A 22,968-nucleotide genomic window follows, 5' to 3' on the forward strand; every position below is an offset into this window, starting at 1 on the left:
AATCGGTGGTTCTGGGTTTCCTTCATGCTACAGGCAGGGAGGGCGGGGGCCCTGTGATTGTGTGCGCCCCGCCCCTTTCCACCTGCGAACGCGGCGTGTACTCAGTGATGTGTCTTCGCGTTGCGCTTCTTGCCCTCGTCGGTTCTGCCGCCGAGCTTCTTCACCGCTTTGAGCGCCCCCGCCACCTGCGGCACCGGGGACTCCATTCCGGCCGGCTGTCCGCCGGGTGTCCCGAGCCAGCCGGCCAGCTTGCCGCCCTCGGCGACCGCGCGCAGCCGTGCCTCGGCCGCGTCGCGCACCGGGTCGGTGGCCACGACGAGCAGTTCGTCGCCGCGCCTGAGCACCGTCGACGGGGCGGGTACGAAGCTCTTGTCGTCGCGCACGACGAGGGTGACCGCGGCGCCCGCGGGCATGCGGAGCTCCCCGACCTCGACGCCGTGCATCTTGGACTCCGAGGGGATGGCCACCGACAGCAGGTGCCCGCGCAGCCGTTCCAGGGGCGCCGATTCGATGCCCAGGTCGGACGCGTCGGACGGGTCGTCCTTGATGTTGAGGGCCTTGGCGAGCCAGGGGAGGGTCGGGCCCTGGATGAGGGTGTAGACGATCACCAGGACGAAGACGATGTTGAAGACCCGGGTGGAGCCGTCGATCCCGGACACCATGGGAATGGTCGCCAGAATGATGGGTACGGCGCCGCGCAGCCCGGCCCACGACATGAGGGCCTTCTCCTGCCAGGGCAATCGGAACGGCAGCAGCGAGATGAAGACTTCCAGCGGCCGGGCCACCACGGTCAGTACCAGACCCACGACGACGGCGGGCCAGAAGTCGTCCAGCAGGTCGTGCGGGGTGACCAGCAGGCCGAGCAGGACGAACATGCCGATCTGGGCGAGCCAGCCGAGCCCGTCCGCGAAGCCCCGGGTCGCCGGCCAGTGCGGCAGTTTGGCGTTGCCGAGGATCATCGAGGCCAGGTAGACGGCCAGGAAGCCGCTGCCGTGGAGCATGGCGCCGGCCGCGTACGCGGAGACCGCGATGGCCATGACGGCGATCGGGTAGAGGCCGGAGGCGGGGAGGGCCACATGGCGCAGCCCGTACGAGCCGAGCCAGCCCACGGCGATGCCGACGGCGGCGCCGATGGCCAGCTCCAGGGCTATCTCACCGATCAGCACGTACCAGCTCTCGACCTCGCCGATGGTCGAGAAGGCGACCACCAGGATCACCACGGGGGCGTCGTTGAAGCCGGATTCGGCCTCCAGGACACCGGTGACGCGGGCGGGCAGCGGGACCTTGCGCAGTACGGAGAAGACCGCGGCGGCGTCCGTCGAGGAGACGACCGCGCCGATGATGAGCGCCTGCCGCCACTCCAGGCCCACCAGGTAGTGGGCCCCGGCCGCGGTCACGCCCACGCTGATGCCGACGCCGACGAGCGACAGCATCACGGCTGCCGGAAGCGCCGGTCTGATCTCTTTCCACTTCGTGCCGAGTCCGCCCTCGGCGAGGATCACGACGAGCGCCGCGTAGCCGATGACCTGCGTCAGTTCCGCGTTGTCGAACTTGACGTCGAAGAAGCCGTCCTGGCCCAGGGCGATACCGATGCCGAGGTACAGGAGCAGGCTGGGGAGCCCGCTGCGGGACGAGATGCGGACCGCCACGACGGCGACGAGCAGGACGAGCGAGCAGACGAGCAGGAGTTCGTTGAGCGTGTGGACAGTCAGTGGCCGGTCCTTCCCCGCGTACGCCTGCCGGATCGTCTTCCGGCGGCCGGTACTTCGTTACCTTACCTAATCTTTAACGCTTTCTTGATGCGTTCGAGCATTCGTACGATCGCTACGCAATTCGAGCCATCCTGATACCGCGTCCGAGTGGGTGACGCGCTGCGCCTATGGTTGCTCCTGCACTCCCAGGACCGCCCTGCCCTCGAAGGACAGCGATGCCCGCCACAACAACCGCCTCTTCCGGATCCACCGGTACCGCCGGTGGCGGGCCGCGCAAGAAGAAGAAGGGGCGCCGCGCCCGACTGCTCTTGATCGTCCTGGTGCTGGCGCTCGTCGCGGGCATCGGTTACGGAACGTACTGGTCCGTGTCCACCGTGCGCGCCTCCTACCCGCAGACCAACGGGACCATCCACATGGACGGCCTCTCCGGCAACGTGGACGTCAAGCGCGACGGCTACGGCATCCCGCAGATCTACGCGGACTCGGACGCCGATCTGTTCCGCGCCCAGGGCTTCGTACAGGCGCAGGACCGCTTCTGGGAGATGGACGTACGCCGCCACCTGACGGCCGGCCGGCTCTCCGAGATGTTCGGCTCCGGACAGGTCGAGACGGACTCCTTCCTGCGGACGCTGGGCTGGCGCAAGGTCGCGCAGGAGGAGTACGACACCGTCCTGTCCGACGAGACCAAGAAGAACCTCCAGGCGTACGCGGACGGCGTGAACGCCTACCTCAAGGGGCGCGACGGCAAGGACATCTCCGTCGAGTACGCCGCCCTCGGTCTCACCAACGACTACAAGCCGTCGGAGTGGACCCCGGTCGACTCGGTCGCCTGGCTGAAGGCCATGGCCTGGGACCTGCGCGGCAACATGCAGGACGAGATCGACCGCTCGCTGATGACGAGCCGGCTCGACTCCGGCGAGATCAAGCAGCTCTACCCCGACTACCCGTACGACAAGCACGAGCCGATCGTCACCGAGGGCGCCATCTCCTCGGCCACCGGCACGTTCGATCCGAGGGCGACCGACACCGGCGCCGGCGGCGCGAACACCGTGGCGGACGCGACCCAGGGCCTGAACACGCAGCTCGGCGCGCTCTCCGACACCCTGGACGAGATCCCCGCGCTGCTCGGCCCGAACGGCACCGGCATCGGCTCGAACTCCTGGGTGGTCTCCGGGCAGTACACGACGACCAACAAGCCGCTGCTCGCCAACGACCCGCACCTTGCGCCGATGCTGCCGTCCCTCTGGTACCAGATGGGCCTTCACTGCCGGCAGGTCTCCGAAACCTGCAAGTACGACACCGCCGGCTACACCTTCTCCGGTATGCCCGGTGTGATCATCGGCCACAACCAGGACGTCGCCTGGGGCTTCACCAACCTCGGCGCCGACGTCACCGACCTCTTCCTGGAGAAGGTCAGCGACGACGGCTACCTGTACGACGGCAGGACCAAGCCCTTCACCACCCGCGAGGAGACCATCAAGGTCGCGGGCGGCAAGGACCGGCACATCACGGTCCGCGAGACCAACAACGGCCCACTGGTCTCCGACCGCAGCAGCGAGCTGGAGAAGGTCGGCCAGAAGGCCCCCGTCACCAACTCGGCACCGGACCGCGCCGACGGCTACGCCGTCGCCCTGAAGTGGACCGCGCTGGAGCCCGGCCACTCCATGGACGCCGTGTTCGAACTGAACCGCGCCAAGGACTTCAGCAGCTTCCGCAAGGCGTCCGAGCACTTCGAGGTTCCCTCGCAGAACCTCATCTACGCCGACACCAAGGGCAACATCGGCTACCAGGCCCCCGGCAGGATCCCCCAGCGCAAGAAGGGCGACGGCACGACGCCCAGCCCCGGCTGGTCCTCGGCGTACGGCTGGAAGAAGGACCCGATCCCGTTCGCCGAACTGCCGTACGAGTACAACCCGAAGCGCGGCTACATCGTCACCGCCAACCAGGCCGTGATCGACGAGGACACGTACCCGTACCTGCTCACCAAGGACTGGGGCTACGGCAGCCGCAGCCAGCGGATCAACGACCTCATCCAGTCGAAGATCAAGGGCGGCGGCAAGATCTCGACCGAAGACATGCAGAAGATGCAGATGGACAACACCAGCGAGATCGCCGCGCTGCTGGTGCCCGAGCTGCTGAAGATCAACATCGCCGACAAGGACGTCCGCCAGGCGCAGAAGCTGCTGGAGGGCTGGGACTACACCCAGGAGGCCGACTCGGCCGCCGCCGCGTACTTCAACGGCGTCTGGCGCAACATCCTCAAGCTCGCCTTCGGCGACAAGCTGCCCAAGGAGATGCGCGTCGAGGGCGAGTGCCTGAACGTGCCGCCGGCGAAGAACTCGGGCCCGGCCGACGAGCAGGACCGGCTGGTACGCGAGTGCGGTCAGCGCTCCCCGGACTCCGCGCAGCCGGACGGCGGTGACCGCTGGTACCAGGTCGTCGCCAACCTCATGGACAAGCCGGACAGCACGTGGTGGAAGTCGCCCAGGAGCCGCAAGGACGACGCGACCGAGACCCGCGACCAGTTGTTCGCCCGCGCCATGGAGGACGCGCGCTGGGAGCTGACGGCCAAGCTGGGCAAGGACATCACCACCTGGAACTGGGGCCGGCTCCACCAGCTGACCCTGAAGAACCAGACCCTGGGTACCGAGGGCCCCGGACTCCTCCAGCGGGTCCTGAACCGGGGCCCCTGGAACCTCGGCGGCGGCGAGGCCGCGGTGGACGCCACCGGCTGGAACGCGGCCGGCGGCTACGAGGTGGTCTGGGTGCCGTCGATGCGGATGGTCGTCAACGTGGCCGACTGGGACAAGTCCCGCTGGATCAACCTCACCGGCGCCTCCGGGCACGCGTTCAGCGCGCACTACACCGACCAGACCGACAAGTGGGTCAACGGTGAACTGCTGCCCTGGGCCTACGGCACGAACGCCGTGGCCGGGACGACGACGGACACGCTGACCCTGAAACCGTAAGTGTCCCTCAGGGCCCCCGGTGCCTCAGCTCACGCTGAAGCGCCGGGGGCCTTCTGGTGTGACCACCGCGTTCACGGGGAAGTCGTGCGGCTCCGCCGGGACCCGCGCGGTCACCTCGTTCGCGTACAGCAGGACGATGAGAGCGGGCCTGGCACCGGCGGCCGTCAGGCGCGCCAGCACCCGGTCGTAGCTGCCGCCGCCGCGCCCCAGGCGCATGCCGCGCGCGTCCACCGCGAGACCCGGCAGCAGCACCGCGTCCGCCTCCAGCACGGCGTCGGGGCCCAGCCGCTCGCCGGTGGGCTCCAGCAGCCCGCGCCCCGCCTTCGCGAGCCCTTCCGCGCCCTCGTACGCTGCCCAGTCCAGGTCGTTGTCGGCGAGGAGGACCGGCAGCAGCACGCGTACGCCCCGCGCGCGCAGCGCGTCCAGCAGTGCGCGGGTGCCCGGTTCGCGCCCCACCGAGACGTACGCGGCGACGGTACGGGCCCCGGCCAGCTCCGGCAGTCCGAGCGCGTGGCGGGCGAGAACCGAGGCGGCCCGTTCCGCGTCCTGATCCGTCAGGAGGCGGCGTGCGGCCAGCAGTTCACGCCGCAGTACGGCCTTTGCGGACATATCGGTGCTCAAGGGACGTCCACCGGCCTCTCGGACAGGTCTATATGAGGACAAAGTTAACCGGAGCCTCATCTTCCGCCCATGTGGCCCCGTTAGGGTTCAGCGCATGACCCAGTCGAACCCCAGGATCAGCAAGGCCGTCATCCCGGCGGCGGGCCTCGGGACCCGCTTCCTTCCGGCCACCAAGGCCACTCCCAAGGAGATGCTGCCTGTTGTCGACAAGCCTGCCATCCAGTACGTCGTCGAGGAAGCGGTGGCCGCCGGACTGCACGACGTACTGATGGTCACCGGCCGCAACAAGCGTCCCCTGGAGGACCACTTCGACCGTAACTACGAGCTGGAGGGCGCCCTGACCCGCAAGGGCGACGCCGAGCGGCTGCGCAAGGTCCGCGAGTCCACCGACCTCGCCACCATGCACTACGTCCGCCAGGGCGACCCCAAGGGCCTGGGCCACGCCGTCCTGTGCGCCGCCCCGCACGTCGGCGACGAGCCGTTCGCGGTGCTCCTGGGCGACGACCTCATCGACCCCCGTGACCCGCTGCTGACCCGGATGACCGAGATCCAGGAGCGCGAGGGCGGCAGCGTCGTCGCGCTCATGGAGGTCCCGCCCGCGATGATCCACCAGTACGGCTGCGCGGCCGTGGAGGCCACCGCCGAGGCGGACGTCGTACGCGTCACCGGTCTGGTCGAGAAGCCGGAACCCGTCGACGCGCCCAGCAACCTCGCGATCATCGGCCGCTACGTCCTGGACCCCGCGGTGTTCGGGATACTGCGCCGGACCGAGCCGGGCCGGGGCAACGAGATCCAGCTGACCGACGCCCTGCAACTGCTCGCCGAGGACGAGAAGGCCGGCGGCCCCGTGCACGGCGTCGTCTTCAAGGGCCGCCGCTACGACACCGGCGACCGCAGCGACTATCTGCGTGCCATTGTCAGACTCGCGTGCGAACGTGATGATCTGGGGCCGGAGTTCCGCAGTTGGCTCCGCCGGTACGTCACCGAGGAGATGTAGCACGTTGAGCAGCACGATCTGGTCGGTGGACGAGCACCTGGAAGACATCCTCGCCGCGGTGAAGCCGCTCGAACCCATCGAGCTGCAACTGCCCGAGGCCCAGGGCTGCGTCCTGGTCGAGGACGTCGTGGTGGAGGTCGCCCTGCCGCCCTTCGACAACAGCTCGATGGACGGTTACGCGGTCCGCGTCGCCGATGTCGAGGGCGCCACCGAGGAGTTCCCCGCCGTCCTCACCGTCATCGGTGACGTCGCGGCCGGCGACGACGGCCTCGGCCCCGGCCGGCGCGTCGGCGCGGGTGAGGCCGCCCGCATCATGACCGGCGCCCCGCTCCCGGAGGGCGCCGAGGCCGTCGTCCCCGTCGAGTGGACCGACGGCGGTACGGGCGAGGGCCCCGCCACCACGATGCGCGCCCACAGCGACGCCCCGGAGGGCGCCGGCGGAGAGGTCCGCGTCCACCGCCCCGCCGAGGCCCGCGCCCACGTCCGGGCGCGGGGCAGCGACGTGCGCCCCGGAGACCTCGCGCTCAAGGCGGGCACGGTGATCGGGCCGCCCCAGATCGGCCTGCTCGCCGCGATCGGCCGCGCCACCGTCAAGGTGCGGCCGCGCCCCCGCGTCGTCGTCCTGTCCACCGGCAGCGAACTCGTGCAGCCCGGCGGCGAGCTGACCGGCGGCCGGATCTACGACTCCAACAGCTTCGCCCTCACCGCCGCCGCCCGGGACGCCGGGGCCATCGCCTACCGCGTCGGTGCCGTCGCCGACGACGCCGAGACCCTGCGCGCCACCATCGAGGACCAGCTCATCCGCGCCGACCTCGTCGTCACCACGGGCGGCGTCAGCGTCGGCGCGTACGACGTGGTGAAGGAGGCCCTGTCCTTCGTCGGTGACGAGGACGAGCCGGGCGGCGGCGTGGACTTCCGGAAGCTCGCCATGCAGCCGGGCAAACCGCAGGGCTTCGGCTCCATCGGCCCCGACCACACCCCGCTGCTCGCCCTCCCCGGGAACCCGGTCTCCAGCTACGTCTCCTTCGAGCTGTTCGTCCGCCCCGCGATCCGCACCCTGATGGGCCTGCCCGCGGTCGACCGCCCGACGGCGAGGGCCGTGCTCGTCGCGGACAAGGCCCTGTCCTCACCCGCCGGGAAGCGCCAGTTCCTGCGCGGTACGTACGACGCCGAGGCCGGCACCGTCACGCCCGTCGGCGGCTCCGGCTCGCATCTGATCGCCGCGCTCGCCCAGGCGGACGCCCTGATCGTGCTCCGCGAGGACGTCACCTCCGCCGAACCCGGCTCCGACACCGAGGTGGTCCTGCTCCGCTGACCGCGCCCCGGTGGCGGTACGGTATCTGGCGCCGTGCCGTCCGGGGGACACCCCCCGGCCCCCGGACCCGCGCCCCGGTGCGGCCCGGGGAATCCGGCGCCCTACCGCTAGGCGGAGTGAGTTGAGTACGCAGAACAGGCTGACGCACATCGACGAGGCGGGGGCCGCCCGCATGGTCGACGTCTCCGAGAAGGACGTCACCGCGCGCGTCGCCCGGGCCAGCGGCCGGGTCCTCGTGTCGCCGCGTGTGGTCGAACTCCTCCGGGGCGAGGGGGTCCCCAAGGGCGACGCCCTCGCCACCGCGCGGATCGCCGGGATCATGGGCGCCAAGCGCACCCCGGACCTGATCCCCCTCTGCCACCCGCTGGCCGTCTCCGGGGTCGGCGTCGAGCTGAGCGTGGCCGACGACGCCGTGGAGATCACCGCCACGGTGAAGACCACCGACCGCACGGGCGTCGAGATGGAGGCCCTGACCGCGGTGTCGGTGGCCGCCCTCACCGTCGTGGACATGGTCAAGGCGGTCGACAAGGCCGCGGTCATCACGGACATCCGGGTCGAGGCGAAGTCGGGCGGCAAGTCCGGCGACTACGTACGCGCCCAGGCCCCCGGGACCGACGCGTGAGCGCCGCCGGCGCCCCGGCCCCGTACCGCGCCCTCGTCGTGACCGCGTCGAACCGTGCGTCCGCCGGGGTCTACGCGGACAAGGGCGGGCCGCTGATCGCCGAGGCGCTGACGGGGCTCGGCTTCACCGTCGACGGCCCGCAGGTCGTGCCCGACGGCGACCCGGTCGAGCAGGCACTGCGGACCGCGGTGGCCTCCGCGTACGACGTGGTCGTCACCACCGGCGGTACGGGCATCTCACCCACCGACCGCACCCCCGAGGCCACCCGCCGCGTCCTGGACCACGAGGTGCCCGGCATCCCCGAGGCGATCCGGGCCGAGGGCCGCGACAAGGTCCCCACCGCGGCGCTCTCGCGTGGCCTGGCGGGCGTGGCCGGCCGCACCCTGATCGTCAACCTCCCCGGCTCGACCGGCGGGGTGCGCGACGGCCTCGCCGTCCTCGAACGGCTCCTGGTGCACGCCGTGGACCAGCTGCGCGGCGGAGACCACCCCCGACCCGGGAGCCCGAGCTGAACGTCGCGACCTGGCCGGTGATCCTGGCGGACGGCGATGTCGCCCTCCGGCCCATCAAGCTGCGCGACCAGCGCGACTGGCGCGAGGTCAACCGGCGCAACCGGGACTGGCTGCGCCCCTGGGAGGCGACGGTCCCGCCGCCCGCCCCCGGCGGACCGGTCGCCCAGCGGCCCACGTACCGCCAGATGATCCGCCATCTGCGCTCCGAGGCGAACGCGGGCCGGATGCTGCCGTTCGCCATCGAGTACCGGGGCCGGCTGGTCGGACAGCTGACCGTCGCCGGGATCACCTGGGGCTCGATGTGCTCGGGGCACGTCGGCTACTGGGTGGACCGCGAGGTGGCCGGGCGCGGGGTGATGCCGACCGCCGTCGCGCTCGCCGTCGACCACTGCTTCCAGGCGGTGGGGCTCCACCGCATCGAGGTGTGCATTCGGCCGGAGAACGGGCCGAGCCGGCGGGTCGTGGAGAAACTCGGATTCCGCGAGGAAGGGCTGCGCCCGCGTTATCTGCACATCGACGGGGCGTGGCGCGACCACCTGATCTACGCGCTCACGGCGGAGGAAGCGCCGGACGGGCTGCTGCGGAGATGGCACCGCTCGCGGCCGGTTCCCCGTACGGATCAGCCGGAGCCTCCCACGTAATAAAAAGTTTGTTCGAATTACTCTCGATCGGCTGATCCGCACTCTCATAAAAAAGTCCGCGATATCGGCCGGATCGTGCGACACACCGCGCCAATTGGCGGATCCCTCCGCGCAAACCCCTCTACGGTGTGAGATGTGAGCAGCAGCGGCCTCATCTACGCAGTCATCGTCGGGGCCTGGGCCGCCTACTTGGTGCCGATGTGGCTCCGCAGGCAGGACGAGCTGAACGAAGAGCGTCCGACGGAGCGCTTCAGCACCGCCATCCGGCTGCTGTCCGGCCGGGCGGCGATGGAGCGCCGGTATGCCAAGGGGCTGCAGGAGCGCACCGAGGAAGAGGCGGCACCCGACGCCGACCCGGACGCGGGCACGGACCGAATGGACTCCGTGGACGTCCGGGGCTTCGCCGCGCCCCCGGCGCACACCGAGGCCCGGATGCACGAGCCGGCCATTGCGCCGGAGCGCGCCCCCCGCAAGCGGCGCGGCGCCGAGCCCGCCGCCCCCGTCCCCGCCCGGCGCGCGCGCCCCGGCGGCATCGACGCGGAACGTGCCCGGCGCGCACAGCGCCTCCAGGTCCTCGCGCGTCGCCGGCGCACCACCGTGATCCTCTTCCTCGCCTTCACGCTCGGCGCGATCGTCGCGGCCGTCGGCGGGCTCCGCTTCCTGTGGGCGCCCGCGGTCCCGGCCGTGCTCCTCAGCGCGTACATCGGGCACCTGAGGGCGCACGAGCGGCGGCGGTTCGCCTTCACCATGGACCAGCGGCGCGCCGAGGTGGCGGCCCAGCGGCTCCGCGAGAACCGCCCCCGCCGCCACCAGCCCGCCACCACGGCGTCGGCCGAGGCCGACGAGGACTCCGAGCCGCGCCACCCGGCCGCCCCCGAGCCGACGCCCACGGTCTCCCCGCAGGAGGCCGGGCGCCGCGCCCTGGTCGAGCAGACGGACCACGCGGAGTGGGTGGACCAGCAGCGCGAGCGCGGCCGGGTCCAGGGCGACAGCTGGGAGCCGGTCCCGGTGCCCCTGCCCACCTACGTCACCGCTCCGGTCGCCCCGCGCGCCACGGGCGGGGTCGAGGTCGGCAACCCGGAAACCTGGAGCGCGGCCCGCTCCAGCACCGCCGAGCCCGCGCAGCCGGACCCCGCGGTCCCTCCGGTGGACCCGGCGCCGCGCCAGCGCTCCCCGCAGTCCCGCCGCTCCCGCGACCGGGGCCGTACCCCGCTCTTCGACCAGTACGAGGACGGCGACCGCCCCCGCGCGGCCAACGAGTGACGCCGCGTCGGACGGCCGTGAGCCACGCCACGGCTGACCAGCGCGGAACGGATTTCCGAGCACCCCTCGGAGGGTGCTAGAGTTTCACACGTCGCAAGGGCCTGTGGCGCAGTCTGGTAGCGCACCTCGTTCGCATCGAGGGGGTCTGGGGTTCAAATCCCCACAGGTCCACTGCACGACTGTTCTTGAGTAGCTCTCAAGGACGTTGACGAGATCCCGTCCGATCGAAAGATCGGGCGGGATCTTCGTCGTTTCGGGGGTCGTTCGATGCCTGTTCGGGGTGGTGAATGGCGGCGTATCGGGTCTGGTGGGTTGCTCGGCAGGTGCCTGGCCCCCGCCGAGGCATGCGAACCAGCCCCGGTCGCCCGGGGCTGGTGATCGTGATGTGCGGCTGTGACGCTGCTCGATCAGAGGTTGGCTGGCGGATGCCGCCCCATGCCGAGTGGTTCGGGGGTGTACGCCCGGTCGTGATCTGGGGCAGCCGGAATGGACTCGAAGTCAGCGTCGGCGAGCCGACTGCCGCTGCGCTCGTAGAGCCAGGTTTCCAGGATGTCCAGGTTTCCGATGGTCACCATGATCGCGATGAGGATCGTCTGGGCCACCTGGCCGGGTGCTCGGCGGTGCGTGGGGTTGCCGATGTCCATGTAGGCGCCCTTGAGGCGACCGTTGAGGCCCTCGTTGTGGGAGCGGACCGGCTTGTAGATCCGCTCCCAGGCGGGGCTGAGGTAGTGGCTGTCCTGCCGGAATTTGGCGATCTTCAGGTCTCCGGCCGCGTCTGCGGGGACGCTGATCGCGGATGCTCCGCAGACGGCCGGCAGCGCTTCCTTGCCGGGAGGGTCCGTCCACTCGCTGTCGGGGAGCTGCACGGTGGGGCGAGCCGAGGCGTGGCTGGCGCGGGAGCGGCGATCCGCCAGCTGGATCACGGTCTGAGGCGGGCCAGAGGCGGTCGGTCGTGCAGGGCGGAGGCGTTCTCGGCGTGGACAGTTCACCGAAGGCGATGGTCCGGCCGCCGGGCACTGCAGGCGCACGGTTCCTCGGGCGTCGGCGTTCTGCTTGAGCTTGAGGAAGTAGGGCAGCCGCTCGGCAACCACCGGCTTCAGTTCATCGAGGCGTCGGCGGAAGGTCTTGTCGTCCATGCCGTGAGTGGCCTGAGCCAGGGCGTTGGGGATGTGCGGGCAAGCGAAGGAGCCGTCGATCAGTACGGCTCCCTGCCAGCTGCCCTGGATGCCACGGTCGGCCGCCTTGTAGTCCAGGGCCAGGCGGTAGCCGAGTCGGCGTACCGGAATCTGAAAGTTCTCCGGCGAGCAGCCGGTGTAGGCGCGATCTGCGGCACAGGTACCTGTCGGCAATCGAAGCTCTGCGAGGTGCTTCAGCACGGTGACCGCGTTCTCGCCCGTACGGACGGTCGGAGTGTCCAGGCTGAGGCCGAGGCAGAGCTGCGGGTAGGAGGGCGCCCGGCGGCCCTTCGCGGCCCCCTCGCCGGAGCGGGAATGGGCGGCGACGAGCAGGTTCGCGCTGTAGCCAAAGATGCCCTTGTCGGAGCCGCCGCTGAAGTGCCAGCCAGCGGTGATCTCGACGGATGCCGTGCCCGAGCGGTCGCTGTCAGGGTTGGCCAGAACCGGGATCGAGGTGGCGTCCACTCCCAGGTCACCGGCCCAGTGCCGCAGGTATCCGCGTTGCTGTGCCAGCCGGACCGGGGCCAGTACGAGATCGTTCGCCATCCGTTGGAGCCGGTTCGCGGCGGCGCGGCCGGCAGCCTCATCCCAGACAGCGGAGTGGATGTCGGCCTCCGCTTGGGTGAGGCGCCGACGCCGGTCGCAGCGTGCCGGATCGAGCACGGTGGTGATCCGGTCCAGCCCTCGGTAGAGACGACGACTGGCAGCTATGCACGCGCGTGCCGTGGACGGCGGCATCTCGGGGATGCCGAGCCAGGCGCGGGCTGCGGGCTGGAGACGGAAATGCAGGATCCGCCAAGCGTCGGAGACCGTGGCTCGGCCCGTGTAGTACACGGCGAGCATCAGGCCGGCCAGCACGGTCCTCGGCCGCACGCCTGGTGGCCCAGGACGGCCTCGCAGCATGTCCTCCAGCTGCTGGGGCAGGCCGGAGCGGTCGAGGACGGTCAGCAGCTGGCCGACCTTGGAGTCGGGGATCTCAGTGAGCCGCCCAGGCCGCAGCCGTGGCCGCGCGTGACGGGCGGCCAGCTGGTCGGCTTCAGGCCGCGCCCTCACGAGCGGCGGCCACGCAGCAAGCGGATCACCTCCGCCCTGGGTAGTGGGGGTACCCAGTGGTGGTAGCCCGCCAGGCCGGCAGGGGAGGCCATGCCTGCGGCGGAAGCGACCGCCTCCGGACTGATGCCCTCGGAAAGCCGGCCGACGATCCACGTCGACCGCAATCGCCGAGCGGAGAGCGGCGGCAGGCCCGCGTGGGGCCGATGACGGGCAGGCCAGGAAGAGACGAGGTTCTTGGCTGCCGCGACCTTCCGTCCCGGCCGGAAGAGGAATCCGGTTCCGGAGGTCTCTGCCAGCTCGGCCAGCGTGCCCTCCCAATCGGAGTGGCACGCCACGAGCCGGCCGAGCAGCTCCTCCTCCAGCACCGCAACCCCACCGGAGGTCACGCGAACGTGACTGCCTCGCATGGGCGGGACCTCGCCCGGCATCAGGCCACACCCGGCTCCGAGTGTCATGAGGGCGAGGCCGTCGAGTCGAGCCTGGTGCGGCAGATGATTCGCCCAATCCCGCAGGCGAGCCAACTCTCCGGCACCATAAGGCGGCTGAGGCGTGCGAGGCGAGGAAAGCCGAGCAGAAGGGGCCTCTCCGCGCTGGACCCACACCAGAGCTTCCCGTGCCCGCCGCAGCCAGGTCCGGTAGGTCAGCACTGTCGAGTCCTTCGCCGCAACGCAGCCCGACAGGATGAAGGCGTCGATCGTCTCGGTCCGCAGCCAGGTTCCCGGGTCACGCGGCAACCCGCGTCGGTCCGCCCAAACCGCGATCCGGCCGATCACGTGCAGCAGGTGCTCCGCCGCGTAGCAGGTGGCCGGAGCTGTCGCCGTCACGGTGGCTCTCACCAGCTCGGCGACCGGCGCCCACCGCCGATACGGCAGCCGGGGCCGGTAGTCGCGGATCTTGCTGGAGACCTCCGGACTCAGTGTCACAGACCAACAGAACCGGCTGGACAAGCAGCCAGTGAAGACGTCGAAGGCGATCTTCACGGAAAGGAGTGCATCGACATGGTCGGAGGTTTGGCCCGCAAGACCGCGCCGCGAGACCTTGCCCGCGATCCGGAATCCTGGCCCGACTCCGCCGTCGACGACGTCGCCGCCAGAGTCGTCCAGGCCATCGCCCGCGCGCTCGCGCTCGCCCTGGAGCGCGAGAAGAGAAGTCTGCGGCAGGTCTCTACCGGATCCGGGGTCAACCGGCAGGCCATTGCCGACCTGCTCGCCGGCCGGTGCTGGCCGGACGTCGTCACCGTTGCCCGCCTGGAAGATTTCCTCGCCGTCTCGCTGTACCCGCGGGACGGAATGCGCAGTACGCATCAAAATCGGCCTTCCCGTCCCCAGGGAAACCCGTCCCAGGGAACGACGAAATAGGCCACGCGCCCCCCGAGGCAAGGCGGATTGCTCTAGCCTCGGGGATGCGTGAGCCACTACGAGGGTCCACGTCAATGGCTCCGAAGAGGGTCCAAGCTCAACGGAGCCCGTCCCCTTCTCCCCGCAATGGGAGGAGGGGACGTCTCATGTTTGGGGCGGCGGCGTCAGGCGTCCCCTCCCTGCGATTCCGTGACCCGGCGGGCGGCGAAGGTGCCGATCGGGTGCTCCACGGCACGGCCGTTCTTCACCAGCCGCTTGCACGTCGCGCGGGTCGTCTCGATGGGCGCCCGCCCCTCCCCGCCTCTCGCGGGACGGCCAAGGGCCTCTGTGATGTCCTTGACCTTCATCGGCCGTCCGGCGCCCACGAGGATCTGCTCGACCGCCTGCATCAACTGCCCGGACGGCGACCGTGAAGGCCCGCTCTGCCCGGCACGCGTCTCCTCTGGCGGCTTGCTCGGTTCCGACTCGTCGCCGGCGGACGCATCGCCGTCCTCGTCCTCCGCGTCAGCTTCCTGCTGGGCACTTTGATCGTCCTCGGACGACGCCGAGCGACCCGCGAGGAGCTCGGCGAGAGCTTCGCTCAGCTGATCGCGAGTGCTCGCGTACTTTGCCGCCTCGACTCGGAGGTCCGCGAGCTCTGCTTCGAGCTCCGAGATCCGCGCCAGCGTCCGATCAGTCTTGCCGGAGTAGATCCCAACAGCCGTCCGCAACCCGGGAGCCGCATCCGGCTCGCCCGCCCCTGTGAAGTCCATCCGCCCCTCCTCGGCCCTCCCGTACGACAGGACAACGGCAGTCATCGTAGGGAATGCCAGTCGTGCCCGGCAGCCAAATGACCAACGAAGTCTGGCAGTTGAGGCACGACGAAGCATGAGCCTGATGTCTGGCGCCCCTGACCTGCGTGTCTGCGACGCCAGTCGTAATGCTTAACATCGTCAACAGTTACGGCAGATCAGGCTCTGCCACGATTCCTGACGCCACGTCTTCGAGGACGAGGCCCGGAAGGATGGCCAGACCCAGACTCTGAAGATCCACGTTCGGGCTGGCTGCCTTCTCTGCAACGCGGGGCGACCAGGAGGCCAGCCCGTCCAGTGCAGGTACCAAGCCTTCTCGGTCGTCACTGAGCAGGGCTGCCACGAGCGACACGACATCGGCGCGGGAGCTGCCTGCTGGAGTCGGGAGAACGGCCAGCCCTGAGAGTGCGCGCTGGTCACGAGAGCCACAGAGCGCCGTGAGGGCGGCGAGAGCGAATCGGACGGCATCGCTCTCGTCCTCCCAGCGGGACAGCAGTCTCGGCAGCTCGCTGCCGATGGCCCGCCGTGTCAGGTACTCAGCTGCAGACTCCTCCCAGGCACCCCCGAGTGCGGTGATGCGATCGGCCAGGAAGACCTCTGCAGCCGGCCCCGAAGCAGCAAGCCGCAACAGGTCGCCGAGCAGAACCAGCCGGCTGCCGGGCGCGACGCTGTCGTCGCAGACCAGCTCCATGAGGAACGGGACAGCCTCGGCGGTGGTGTCGGTGCAGGTGCCTTGGTGGGCCACGGCATCCGCGAGATCGCCGAGGAACTCGCCCGTTGACCCGTAGGGCGCGCCGAACGCGAACTCCTCATCAAGCAGCCACCCCACGGCATCCGGAGCGTCCTCCGCGCTGCCGTACATGCGCTCTGCGACCGCCACCACGGCCTGGACCACCACTACGGGCTCACCGACCTCACTGCACTTCCACGGCGACCCGGCCGGAGGCCGCGCGGGATCCTCGGGCAGAGGGCTCGGAAGGGCGACGTCGGCGCCAGCCTGCTCATGGACCAGGCCGTCCCGTGGGAAGACTCCTTCGAGAGTCGCAGCATGGCCCTCGCTGCACCCCTGCTGAAAACCGCCGTGGGCACGGGCCAGGCCGGCCACCCGAATCCGTTCACTCCGGAAGAACGGCTCGAGAGCCATGCGCTCGTACCCGCTGTAGACGGCCAGCGAGAAGACCTGCCACCACCCCTCCAGCTCCGGGTCCATCGACGGCTTTCCGTACCAGAAGCTCGACGGAACGAACCGGAAGTGATCGTGGACGCGCACTGCCGTCAGACGGTGGCCCATCCCGGATAGCTCGGCCGCGGCGGCGCGGGCAGCGTCCTCACTCGGCAGGCTCAGCGTGTACTGGACTCCCCAAGCGGGAGGCGCCGCGCTCATCAGCTGCACTGCCAGGTGAACATCGCCCGCTCGAAGCGCCGCTCGGCCAGATCTTCCGGGCGGATCAGCCAGTACAGGGCTCCGGCATCGCCCCACATCATGTCCGCGGCATCCTCGCTGTCGAACTGGGCCAGCAGCACCCAGTTGCCCGCCTCCTCGGATAGACGCGGGTCTTTCCGGGACACCTCGCCGTCCAGGACCGCCTCCGCGATCTCGATCTCCACAGGGTTCTGCACCGAGTGAGCGTGGCCGCCGATCTGATGCCCCACCTCTTCGTCAAACTCCCACAGCGCCTCGAGGAACTCCTGCGAGCAGACGGGGTGGTCGTACCGGTTCCCCAGCGGGGCGCCGGGGGCGAAGGCAGCACGTACGGACGGATGCCAGGGCTCGGTCGCCGTCATCTCCACCCGAGCGGTAAGCGGCACCATTGGATACGGCTTGAGCCCTGCAGGCGCCCCACGCTCCGTCACCTCCTCGGCAGCTGCCACATAGAGCACGCGGGCGCCCGCCCAGCTCTCTCGGTCCTCGGCCAGAACGAGAGCGTCGCCGTCGTCCAGCTGCCCATCGAAGTAGAAGAACAGCAGCGTCCCTGCTGAGGGGCAGATCGATGTCCAGCGCAGTCGCCGGCAGGCGCCCGCAGTCGATCGAGGCGACGAGGGAGAGCGGGCCGTGCCCGTCCCACACCGGCCACTCCACATCGACCGGCAAGGACGGGAGGCCGCCGAGCCGAACGACGCCATCGTCAGAGCCAGCCGCTACCTCCAGGCGCGCACCAGGGCGAAGCAGACCGATCCACTTCTCGGCAACCTCAGGCGACAGATGCTGCAAGGCGAGAGAGCGAAGGGCATCCCGGGAACCATGTGTCATGCGCCCGATCATGCACGGCGCCACTGACAGAGACCTCGGCGGACCGCCAGCAGCACGCGCAGCCGCTCAGTCCGTGGCCGTTGACCTCCAAGCAGCGGTGACGCAACCTTCCTCCCAGTGCCACCAGCCCTTCGCTGTACCGTGTTCCAGGAGCTTGCGGATTCGCGGCAGGTCCGCCTCCGGCGGGACGTCCAGCGCCACCATCCGGTACCGTTCGATGCCCTCGCCTGTCGTGCCGAGCTTGTGGAAGATCTCCAGAACGCTCTGCCGGGCAGCAGCCGAGCCGCCGTCCTTCAACACGATCAGCCGGATCGTGCAGTTCTCTGAGGATCGGACCGTCTCGCCAGCCCAGTGGACGCCCTCATCGTCGATCTCAACCCGGACGATGTCGTCGCTGGCGACTCCACGTACGAACCAGGGCGTGTTGTCCAAACGCACCGTGCCGTCACTGAGGTCCACCGCCCACAGGCTCTCGACGCTCGCCGGCGGCCAGCCGTCCTCGTCCACATCCATCCGGAAGTGGACCTTCACATGGTCGCCACTGATGCTCGTCACAACACCATCATCCACAGGGGACGATCATCGTTCAGACGAGGCCCATGAAGTCGAGGAGGAACCACTTCTCGTACTCATACCGCTCGCGAAGCGCGAATGTTCCGTCTGCCACGAGATCCTTGCCGTCCCACCACCATCGTGGCTTCGAATCGAGAGCCTCTGGATAGTTGAAGAGCTCATGGGGAAGGGGTTGCTCATCGAAGTTGCTCGGAGGCATCCAACCCTGTTCGCCGACGATGACGCCCGCGACGGCATCGGCTGTGAGTACGAAGTCGGGAGTTTCGTCGTCGTTGAACGTAAGCCGCCATTCGCGCTCGTGCAGCCAATCCGCGGAGCCGGGTTCGTAGCGCACTCGCCGGCCGCGGAATCGGGCTGGCTTTCCATCAGTCGCGAGCAACTCCTCGTCCGAGAGATAGAGCACTGGCCGGGCACCAGCGGCTATGAGAGCCTCGCGGTCGAGTAGAAGCGCCCACGGCTCGTACGGCCCGCGCGGGCCAATGCCGTCGCGAAGTAGGACCCGACGAGCGGCATCGGAGGGCTCGCCCAGGCAGACCACGGCCTGGCTCTGGCGGTACGGCACACTCCCGCGAATCTTCCCCTCACGGAGGATGCCGACCAGTCGATCCTCGGCAGTCCCATTCGCATGAGCCGGGGGATGGTCATCGATGCTTCGTGGGCGTCCCGTGAAGTGAACGAGAGTGCCGGGAAGATCAGGGTGAATGCCTACGCCGGGTGAGGGCCTCATACGTCTCCTTCGCGGTTCGACAGCAGCAGAGTATGGCCATGGGCGGGTCGAGGTGAGGCGTGAGAAAGGAAGCAGGCTGTGAGCAGTCAGTCAGCAGCAGACAGGTGGTGCCACCAGTGACTGCAGCCGTCGGAGCAGAAGCGCTCACGGCGTCGCGCGTCGGCAATAGCGAGCACCGCGATCAGCAGCCTAAACGCCTTGCCGCGTTCGTCGAGAGGCGTGAGGTTGGCGATCTTTCCCAGTTGCTCGTCGATCCGGCCTCGTGAAATCAGCACTGCGGGCGTATGCGTCGGGCGGAGCCCGGCACGGCGGATGCTCTCCGGTGCGTCCTCGGCAACGGCACGCGCCTGGATGCAGTGATGGCGCAGGAACAGCAGCACCTCGGACTGCTCTTCCTGGCCGAGGCCGTCGAACCATTCGATGCCCTCTGACATCGGGCGCAGCCCTTGCGCGAGCTTGTTGAGCAGGACATCGCGTTCGTTCACGACTGCCTCCCGTGGGACAGACGCCGCTCCGCAGCGGTGATCAGGATTCCGAATAGCACCGCCAGATCGGCCGCGCCTTCTGCGTCGTCGGCCCAGCGGGCGGTCTGCAGTGGGTGAACCTGGTCGAGGAGGACGCCTTCGCGGGCCAGGACGAAGGCCAACGCCAGCATGGCCGCGCGGGCGTTGCCGTCCTCGAACGGATGGAAGAAGAGGATGTCGAGGTAGGTCCGGGCAGCACGTGACGGGAGGGACAGATCAGGTTGAGAGCGATCGGACAGACAGCGCCCGAACAGCGCCTGCGTATCGGGTGCAAGACCGTAGCGCTCCCGTCCGCCCTTCGCGAAGGCCGGCATCGTGCGGAAGCCGACCAGGTCGTGGCCCAGCACAGCCCGCTGCCACTTCGCCATGAGGGCGAAGGTCAGCGGCCTACCCTGCTCAGCGTCGGCGAAGGCCAAGTCGAGAGCGGTCAGGACCCGTGCGGTTCCCTCGCTGTCACGTCCGCCTCGCGTTGCCATGAAGAAATTCCGGAAGCCGTCGCGGGCCGGCGCCTCCGAGACGAGGCGTGCGCCGCGCCAAGGCGGCCAGGAGATCTCCGGCCGGATGAGCAGCCAGTCGGCAAGGCTGTCCTTCGGTTGGCCGGGACCGGAAGTCATCTGATGCCGCCCACGCCTCTGGCGAACCGCGAGCTCACTGCGTCGACCACCGGAACGTCAGGTGCGATCCAACTGCCGAACTGGCCGCCGACCGCGTTCTCGACGATCTCCTCGGCCTGGCCCTCGTCGATGCCGTTGTAGGCGAGAAACCATCGGAGGACTTGCATGCAATGCCCGTACCAGCCGCTATCGGCCTGGGTGCGGTCAGCTACCACGGTGACCAGGCGCGTGCACGCCCGCTCCCAGTACCAGAGGTCCGCCGAAGACGCCGCGGTGTTCTCCGGCGGGGCCAGGGCCGCGAACCGCTCCGCCAGGTCCTCCAGCCAACCACGCCATTCCCGAAGGGCGTCAACAACCAGCGGGGCAGTCGCATCTGGAGTCGTCACGGAGTCGGATGAACAGCACCAGACCCCGACGACACCTCCGTCGACGTCACCCTCGCCGACCGACCAGTTCCATCCGCAGGCCCATCGGCCGTACCGGCCCGCCAGGAACTCGGTGACCGGCTCCAATGAACGCCAGCGATCCTCCCGAGCTACTTCAGCGCTGGGCAGCAAGGGCACGACAAGGCCCGCCAACTCCTCCGCCGCATCGGCGTCCATTTCGAACGAATGTCGAGCCGGATCCACATCTGCCCACGTCAGGGCATGCGCCCACAGTTCACTCACCGTCCCACTCTGCCGTGCGCAGCCACCCTGACTCCACTCCATATCGGCCCTGCGTTCCCGAGGCTGTCGCCATGGTCTAGCTGCGCTGACGATCGATCCCATTGGCCGTCGTTGTCGGCGGTCATGTAGTCGTTGGAGCGTTGTCGTTCGCTTCGGGGACGTAGCCGCAAAGGTGCGGTGCGCATTCGGCGTTGTGGTCCCGGCCCCAAAGGGAGGTGTCTCGCTCGATCGAGCGGACGCGGTGGACGAGTCGCAACTGGGCTTTGCGGGGCAGAGTCGAGGGCAACGCTGTGAAGGTCTCCGGGAGTACGGCGACCATGCCGCTGACCTGCTCTCCGTTGTACATCTGCAGCAGCGTGGTGCACTGCCACCAGTCGATCTTGCCGCCGCGACCGTCTGGGGTGCCGGGCCAGTAGTAGTGGGCCGGGTCCGGGAGCAGATAGTGGACTCCGTCGGGGGCCAGGTGGGCCCGGAGCCATGCCGCCCCTCCACCCAGGCCGAGCCGGAGCCGTCGGGCCTCGTCGTGCAGGGCGCAGATCGCTTCGGTGTCGAGGACCTTGAGAACGTTCGCCACCGGAGGCAGTGGCTGGCGCCCGGCTGGGGCTTTGACAGGCCAGCGCCTGAGCAGAAGGCTGGCCCATTGCTGCGGCGTCCTCGGGGACGGGTCCTTGCGGGACGCAGGCAGTGGCGGGGGTGGCGTCCAGGTTCGTCCTGCCTGTTCGATGTGACGCAGCATCCATGCCCGCGCCTCCGGGCCAGCGGTGTTCCAGACCCAGCTCATCGGTCGTTCGGCCATCGCCTGATCGAAGCTCCCAGGGGACTTGCCCCGACGGGTCGGCTTCCTGGGGGTTGGCCGTGCGACGCCCGGAAGATTGTGGCTCAAGTTGGCCAGGAATCTGATGCGGTCCAGAGCCTCGTCAGGAGAGTTGTCCTGCGCCACGTGCTGTGCGCTTCCGGCCAGATGGCGGATCTCGGTGAACGCCCTGGCCGCCAGAAGCGCGGCTATGTCCCGGTCGAGCTCGGCCTCCTGGCTCCTCATGCCGATCCGTCCTTACCGCCGCCCTGAGGGCGGGTTGTGCGGGCCTGGGCGTGCGACAAGGCAATGCGGCGGCGCGCGGTGTCGACCTCAATGATTTTCACGGTGAGGGCGTCACCGACCTCGATGTCTTTCTCGGACGATTTATTCAGCTCGCTCGTGTGCACCAGCCCCTGGAAGCCGTCCTCTCGGTCTTCGATGCGGACGAAGACGCCGAACGGGACGATCTTGGTGACCGGTCCGGTGACCACCTGTCCGATCCGCTGCGCTACCTGCGGCCACGGGTCCTCCTGTACCGCTCGCAGCGACAGCGGTACCCGTTCCCGGACCATGTCGACGTCGAGGACTTCGGCTGTGATCTCCTGGCCGACGCTGACGACATCGGACGGGTGGTCGAAGGGACGCCAGGACAGCTCCGGAATGTTGATCATCGCGGTGAAGCCGCCGATGTCCACGAAGGTGACGCCGAAGTCGGCGATGGTCGTCACCGTGCCGGTGACGACCTGGCCGCGCCGCAGGGTCTTCAGGAACGCCCAGTCCCGGTCGCTGGGCGTCGGCTCGGTCTGCCAGCGAGCGCGCAGGACACCGTCACTGTCCGGCAGTGCAGCTGTGAACAGGGGGAGACCTTCACCGGCATCCATGGATACAACACCGGCAGCATGCGCGCTGGCGAGCTGGGAGGCCACCGCCTCGAACTGGGTCTCGTCCACGACCGTGCTCGTGATCTGTCCGTCCTTGTCTTCCCAGACGACCTCCACCATGCCTTCGTCGGGCAGAGCAGCCACGGCCGTGTCGACGTCGGTGAGCAGGTCCGGCCAGACCGCCAACTGGGAGCGTGGGGTCAACTCGGAGCGCACGGTCTCGATGGTGTCGCGGGTCAGGCGGTGCCATCGGGAGGCGTTGGTGGCGAAGACCTCCTCCAGGAACACGGCACGGTGGGCGCTGACAGTCCAGCGCAGGCGGGCCCAGAAGTCGGCGTCGGCCGGGCGCCGTACGTGCTGTGGGTCATCGGGGACGAAGTCGTACGGCGATGCGTGCACGCGTTCTGGGAAAAGTCCGAGCGAGCGGGTGCGGGCCAGCGCCGCTTCGCAAGGGCGGCTGCTGCCGACGTAGAGGTACTGGTCCCAGCCGACGTGCACGGTGAATGCCCCCTCCGCCTCCAGACGGCACCAGGCGCCGTTGTCGCGGAGCATGGCCCTGACGAGTTCCAGGCCGACGGCCATCGATACCAGGGCACCGTCGTGGAACCCGGTGAGGCCGGCTGGGAAGACGTCGGTCAGGCCGTAACCGTCGACCGGTGGCTCCAAGCCGAAGTGGCAGAATCCGCCGATCTGCGGCTCGCGGACGGCCAACTGGTCGACACCGGATTCTTCGGCAAAGGCGGCGATGGCCTGCAGGTATGCGGTTTCGACCCGTCCGTGGTCACTGGTCGCAGGCTCGACGCCGACGTAGTGGCCGTGCTGATCGCGGTCGGCAGGGTCGTACTTGGTGACCTGATAGACGTATGGCTGCACGTCACTGCCCCCCGGAGGTTGAAGGCGCTGCT

General features: G+C 69.4%; 22 protein-coding genes, 1 tRNA gene and 1 pseudogene. 9 read left to right on the plus strand and 15 right to left on the minus strand.

The genetic code is table 11. The annotated features are described in order from the left end of the window. Nucleotides 1-101: 101 nt before the first annotated feature. Nucleotides 102-1,649 (minus strand): potassium/proton antiporter, encoded by a 1,548-nt coding sequence (locus tag OG867_RS18870; protein ID WP_406286813.1) that lies wholly within the window; start codon nt 1,647-1,649, stop codon nt 102-104. 278 nt (nt 1,650-1,927) lie between these two features. Here OG867_RS18870 and OG867_RS18875 point away from each other — a divergent pair, with 278 nt between their 5' ends. Beyond that, nucleotides 1,928-4,681 (plus strand): penicillin acylase family protein, encoded by a 2,754-nt coding sequence (locus tag OG867_RS18875; RefSeq protein WP_406286815.1) that lies wholly within the window; start codon nt 1,928-1,930, stop codon nt 4,679-4,681. Nucleotides 4,682-4,705: 24 nt separating this feature from the next. Here OG867_RS18875 and OG867_RS18880 read toward each other — a convergent pair whose 3' ends face one another. Then, a complete protein-coding gene (locus OG867_RS18880; protein WP_328904363.1) occupies nt 4,706-5,290 on the minus strand; it encodes a 5-formyltetrahydrofolate cyclo-ligase in 585 nt (194 codons plus the stop codon). A gap of 106 nt (nt 5,291-5,396) precedes the next feature. Here OG867_RS18880 and galU point away from each other — a divergent pair, with 106 nt between their 5' ends. From galU to OG867_RS18915, 7 genes are all read left to right on the plus strand, one after another. After that, complete coding sequence (gene galU / locus OG867_RS18885; protein WP_406286817.1) at nt 5,397-6,299, plus strand: UTP--glucose-1-phosphate uridylyltransferase GalU; 903 nt, start codon at nt 5,397-5,399, stop codon at nt 6,297-6,299. Nucleotides 6,300-6,303: 4 nt separating this feature from the next. Further along, the gene (gene glp, locus OG867_RS18890) at nt 6,304-7,614 is read left to right on the plus strand and encodes a gephyrin-like molybdotransferase Glp (RefSeq protein WP_328900659.1); all 1,311 of its coding nucleotides are present in this window, start codon (nt 6,304-6,306) and stop codon (nt 7,612-7,614) included. A 121-nt stretch (nt 7,615-7,735) separates the two neighbouring features. After that, a complete protein-coding gene (gene moaC / locus OG867_RS18895; RefSeq protein ID WP_406286819.1) occupies nt 7,736-8,236 on the plus strand; it encodes a cyclic pyranopterin monophosphate synthase MoaC in 501 nt (166 codons plus the stop codon). Next, nucleotides 8,233-8,748 (plus strand): MogA/MoaB family molybdenum cofactor biosynthesis protein, encoded by a 516-nt coding sequence (locus OG867_RS18900; protein ID WP_328900657.1) that lies wholly within the window; start codon nt 8,233-8,235, stop codon nt 8,746-8,748. Before moaC ends, OG867_RS18900 begins: the two co-directional genes overlap by 4 nt. A gap of 17 nt (nt 8,749-8,765) precedes the next feature. Further along, entirely contained in the window at nt 8,766-9,389 is a 624-nt protein-coding gene (locus tag OG867_RS18905) for a GNAT family N-acetyltransferase (RefSeq protein WP_406286822.1), read from the plus strand. 135 nt (nt 9,390-9,524) lie between these two features. Next, nucleotides 9,525-10,652, plus strand: a complete 1,128-nt coding sequence (glpR, locus tag OG867_RS18910; RefSeq protein ID WP_328900655.1) for a gephyrin-like molybdotransferase receptor GlpR — start codon at nt 9,525-9,527, stop codon at nt 10,650-10,652. Between the two features lie 97 nt (nt 10,653-10,749). After that, nucleotides 10,750-10,823: transfer RNA gene (locus OG867_RS18915), tRNA-Ala, on the plus strand. Nucleotides 10,824-11,059: 236 nt separating this feature from the next. Here the strand turns inward: OG867_RS18915 and OG867_RS18920 are convergent. After that, nucleotides 11,060-12,685, minus strand: a complete 1,626-nt coding sequence (locus tag OG867_RS18920) for a hypothetical protein (protein ID WP_406286824.1) — start codon at nt 12,683-12,685, stop codon at nt 11,060-11,062. 191 nt (nt 12,686-12,876) lie between these two features. Beyond that, the gene (locus OG867_RS18925) at nt 12,877-13,860 is read right to left on the minus strand and encodes a hypothetical protein (protein WP_406286826.1); all 984 of its coding nucleotides are present in this window, start codon (nt 13,858-13,860) and stop codon (nt 12,877-12,879) included. Nucleotides 13,861-13,890: 30 nt separating this feature from the next. Between OG867_RS18925 and OG867_RS18930 the strand changes: the two genes are divergently transcribed. Further along, nucleotides 13,891-14,238 (plus strand): XRE family transcriptional regulator, encoded by a 348-nt coding sequence (locus OG867_RS18930; RefSeq protein ID WP_406286829.1) that lies wholly within the window; start codon nt 13,891-13,893, stop codon nt 14,236-14,238. A gap of 164 nt (nt 14,239-14,402) precedes the next feature. On the opposite strand, the gene OG867_RS18935 is transcribed toward OG867_RS18930, so the two are convergent. The 11 genes and pseudogenes from OG867_RS18935 to OG867_RS18985 all read right to left on the minus strand — a co-directional run bounded on the left by OG867_RS18935 (nt 14,403) and on the right by OG867_RS18985 (nt 22,936). After that, nucleotides 14,403-15,035 (minus strand): hypothetical protein, encoded by a 633-nt coding sequence (locus OG867_RS18935; protein WP_406286831.1) that lies wholly within the window; start codon nt 15,033-15,035, stop codon nt 14,403-14,405. A 142-nt stretch (nt 15,036-15,177) separates the two neighbouring features. After that, nucleotides 15,178-16,413 (minus strand): hypothetical protein, encoded by a 1,236-nt coding sequence (locus OG867_RS18940; RefSeq protein WP_406286833.1) that lies wholly within the window; start codon nt 16,411-16,413, stop codon nt 15,178-15,180. After that, a complete protein-coding gene (locus OG867_RS18945; protein ID WP_406286835.1) occupies nt 16,413-17,153 on the minus strand; it encodes a DUF1963 domain-containing protein in 741 nt (246 codons plus the stop codon). The genes OG867_RS18940 and OG867_RS18945 overlap by 1 nt, the downstream gene beginning before the upstream one ends. Next, nucleotides 17,086-17,292, minus strand: a pseudogene (locus OG867_RS18950) (DUF1963 domain-containing protein); the annotation flags it as partial. The gene OG867_RS18945 and the pseudogene OG867_RS18950, both read right to left, overlap by 68 nt. Before the next feature lie 54 nt (nt 17,293-17,346). Further along, nucleotides 17,347-17,835 (minus strand): DUF4265 domain-containing protein, encoded by a 489-nt coding sequence (locus tag OG867_RS18955; protein ID WP_406286838.1) that lies wholly within the window; start codon nt 17,833-17,835, stop codon nt 17,347-17,349. 31 nt (nt 17,836-17,866) lie between these two features. Continuing rightward, nucleotides 17,867-18,580: a hypothetical protein gene (locus OG867_RS18960; RefSeq protein WP_406286840.1), complete on the minus strand. Its 714-nt coding sequence runs from the start codon at nt 18,578-18,580 to the stop codon at nt 17,867-17,869. A gap of 86 nt (nt 18,581-18,666) precedes the next feature. After that, nucleotides 18,667-19,065 carry a DUF5958 family protein gene (locus tag OG867_RS18965; RefSeq protein ID WP_406286842.1) on the minus strand — a complete coding sequence of 133 codons (399 nt, stop codon included), beginning with the start codon at nt 19,063-19,065 and terminating at the stop codon, nt 18,667-18,669. Continuing rightward, nucleotides 19,062-19,718 carry a Fic family protein gene (locus OG867_RS18970; protein WP_406286844.1) on the minus strand — a complete coding sequence of 219 codons (657 nt, stop codon included), beginning with the start codon at nt 19,716-19,718 and terminating at the stop codon, nt 19,062-19,064. The genes OG867_RS18965 and OG867_RS18970 overlap by 4 nt, the downstream gene beginning before the upstream one ends. After that, on the minus strand, nt 19,715-20,386 hold the full coding sequence (locus OG867_RS18975; protein WP_283298699.1) for a hypothetical protein: 672 nt from the start codon (nt 20,384-20,386) through the stop codon (nt 19,715-19,717). The genes OG867_RS18970 and OG867_RS18975 overlap by 4 nt, the downstream gene beginning before the upstream one ends. 121 nt (nt 20,387-20,507) lie before the next feature. Further along, nucleotides 20,508-21,425, minus strand: a complete 918-nt coding sequence (locus OG867_RS18980) for a hypothetical protein (RefSeq protein ID WP_406286847.1) — start codon at nt 21,423-21,425, stop codon at nt 20,508-20,510. Beyond that, nucleotides 21,422-22,936 (minus strand): S1 RNA-binding domain-containing protein, encoded by a 1,515-nt coding sequence (locus OG867_RS18985; RefSeq protein ID WP_406286849.1) that lies wholly within the window; start codon nt 22,934-22,936, stop codon nt 21,422-21,424. Before OG867_RS18985 ends, OG867_RS18980 begins: the two co-directional genes overlap by 4 nt. Nucleotides 22,937-22,968 lie beyond the last annotated feature (32 nt).

Source organism: Streptomyces sp. NBC_00209 (assembly GCF_045206345.1).
Lineage (GTDB): Bacteria > Actinomycetota > Actinomycetes > Streptomycetales > Streptomycetaceae > Streptomyces.

Excerpts from the sequence above, each read along its gene's own strand:
- OG867_RS18970 (WP_406286844.1), bottom strand. The coding sequence starts at position 19,718 with ATGACTTCCGGTCCCGGCCAACCGAAGGACAGCCTTGCCGACTGGCTG.
- OG867_RS18935 (WP_406286831.1), bottom strand. The coding sequence starts at position 15,035 with ATGACTGCCGTTGTCCTGTCGTACGGGAGGGCCGAGGAGGGGCGGATG.
- OG867_RS18875 (WP_406286815.1), top strand. The coding sequence starts at position 1,928 with ATGCCCGCCACAACAACCGCCTCTTCCGGATCCACCGGTACCGCCGGT.
- galU (WP_406286817.1), top strand. The coding sequence starts at position 5,397 with ATGACCCAGTCGAACCCCAGGATCAGCAAGGCCGTCATCCCGGCGGCG.
- OG867_RS18980 (WP_406286847.1), bottom strand. The coding sequence starts at position 21,425 with ATGAGGAGCCAGGAGGCCGAGCTCGACCGGGACATAGCCGCGCTTCTG.
- OG867_RS18940 (WP_406286833.1), bottom strand. The coding sequence starts at position 16,413 with ATGAGCGCGGCGCCTCCCGCTTGGGGAGTCCAGTACACGCTGAGCCTG.
- OG867_RS18945 (WP_406286835.1), bottom strand. The coding sequence starts at position 17,153 with ATGGCGTCGTTCGGCTCGGCGGCCTCCCGTCCTTGCCGGTCGATGTGG.
- OG867_RS18960 (WP_406286840.1), bottom strand. The coding sequence starts at position 18,580 with ATGAGGCCCTCACCCGGCGTAGGCATTCACCCTGATCTTCCCGGCACT.
- OG867_RS18880 (WP_328904363.1), bottom strand. The coding sequence starts at position 5,290 with ATGTCCGCAAAGGCCGTACTGCGGCGTGAACTGCTGGCCGCACGCCGC.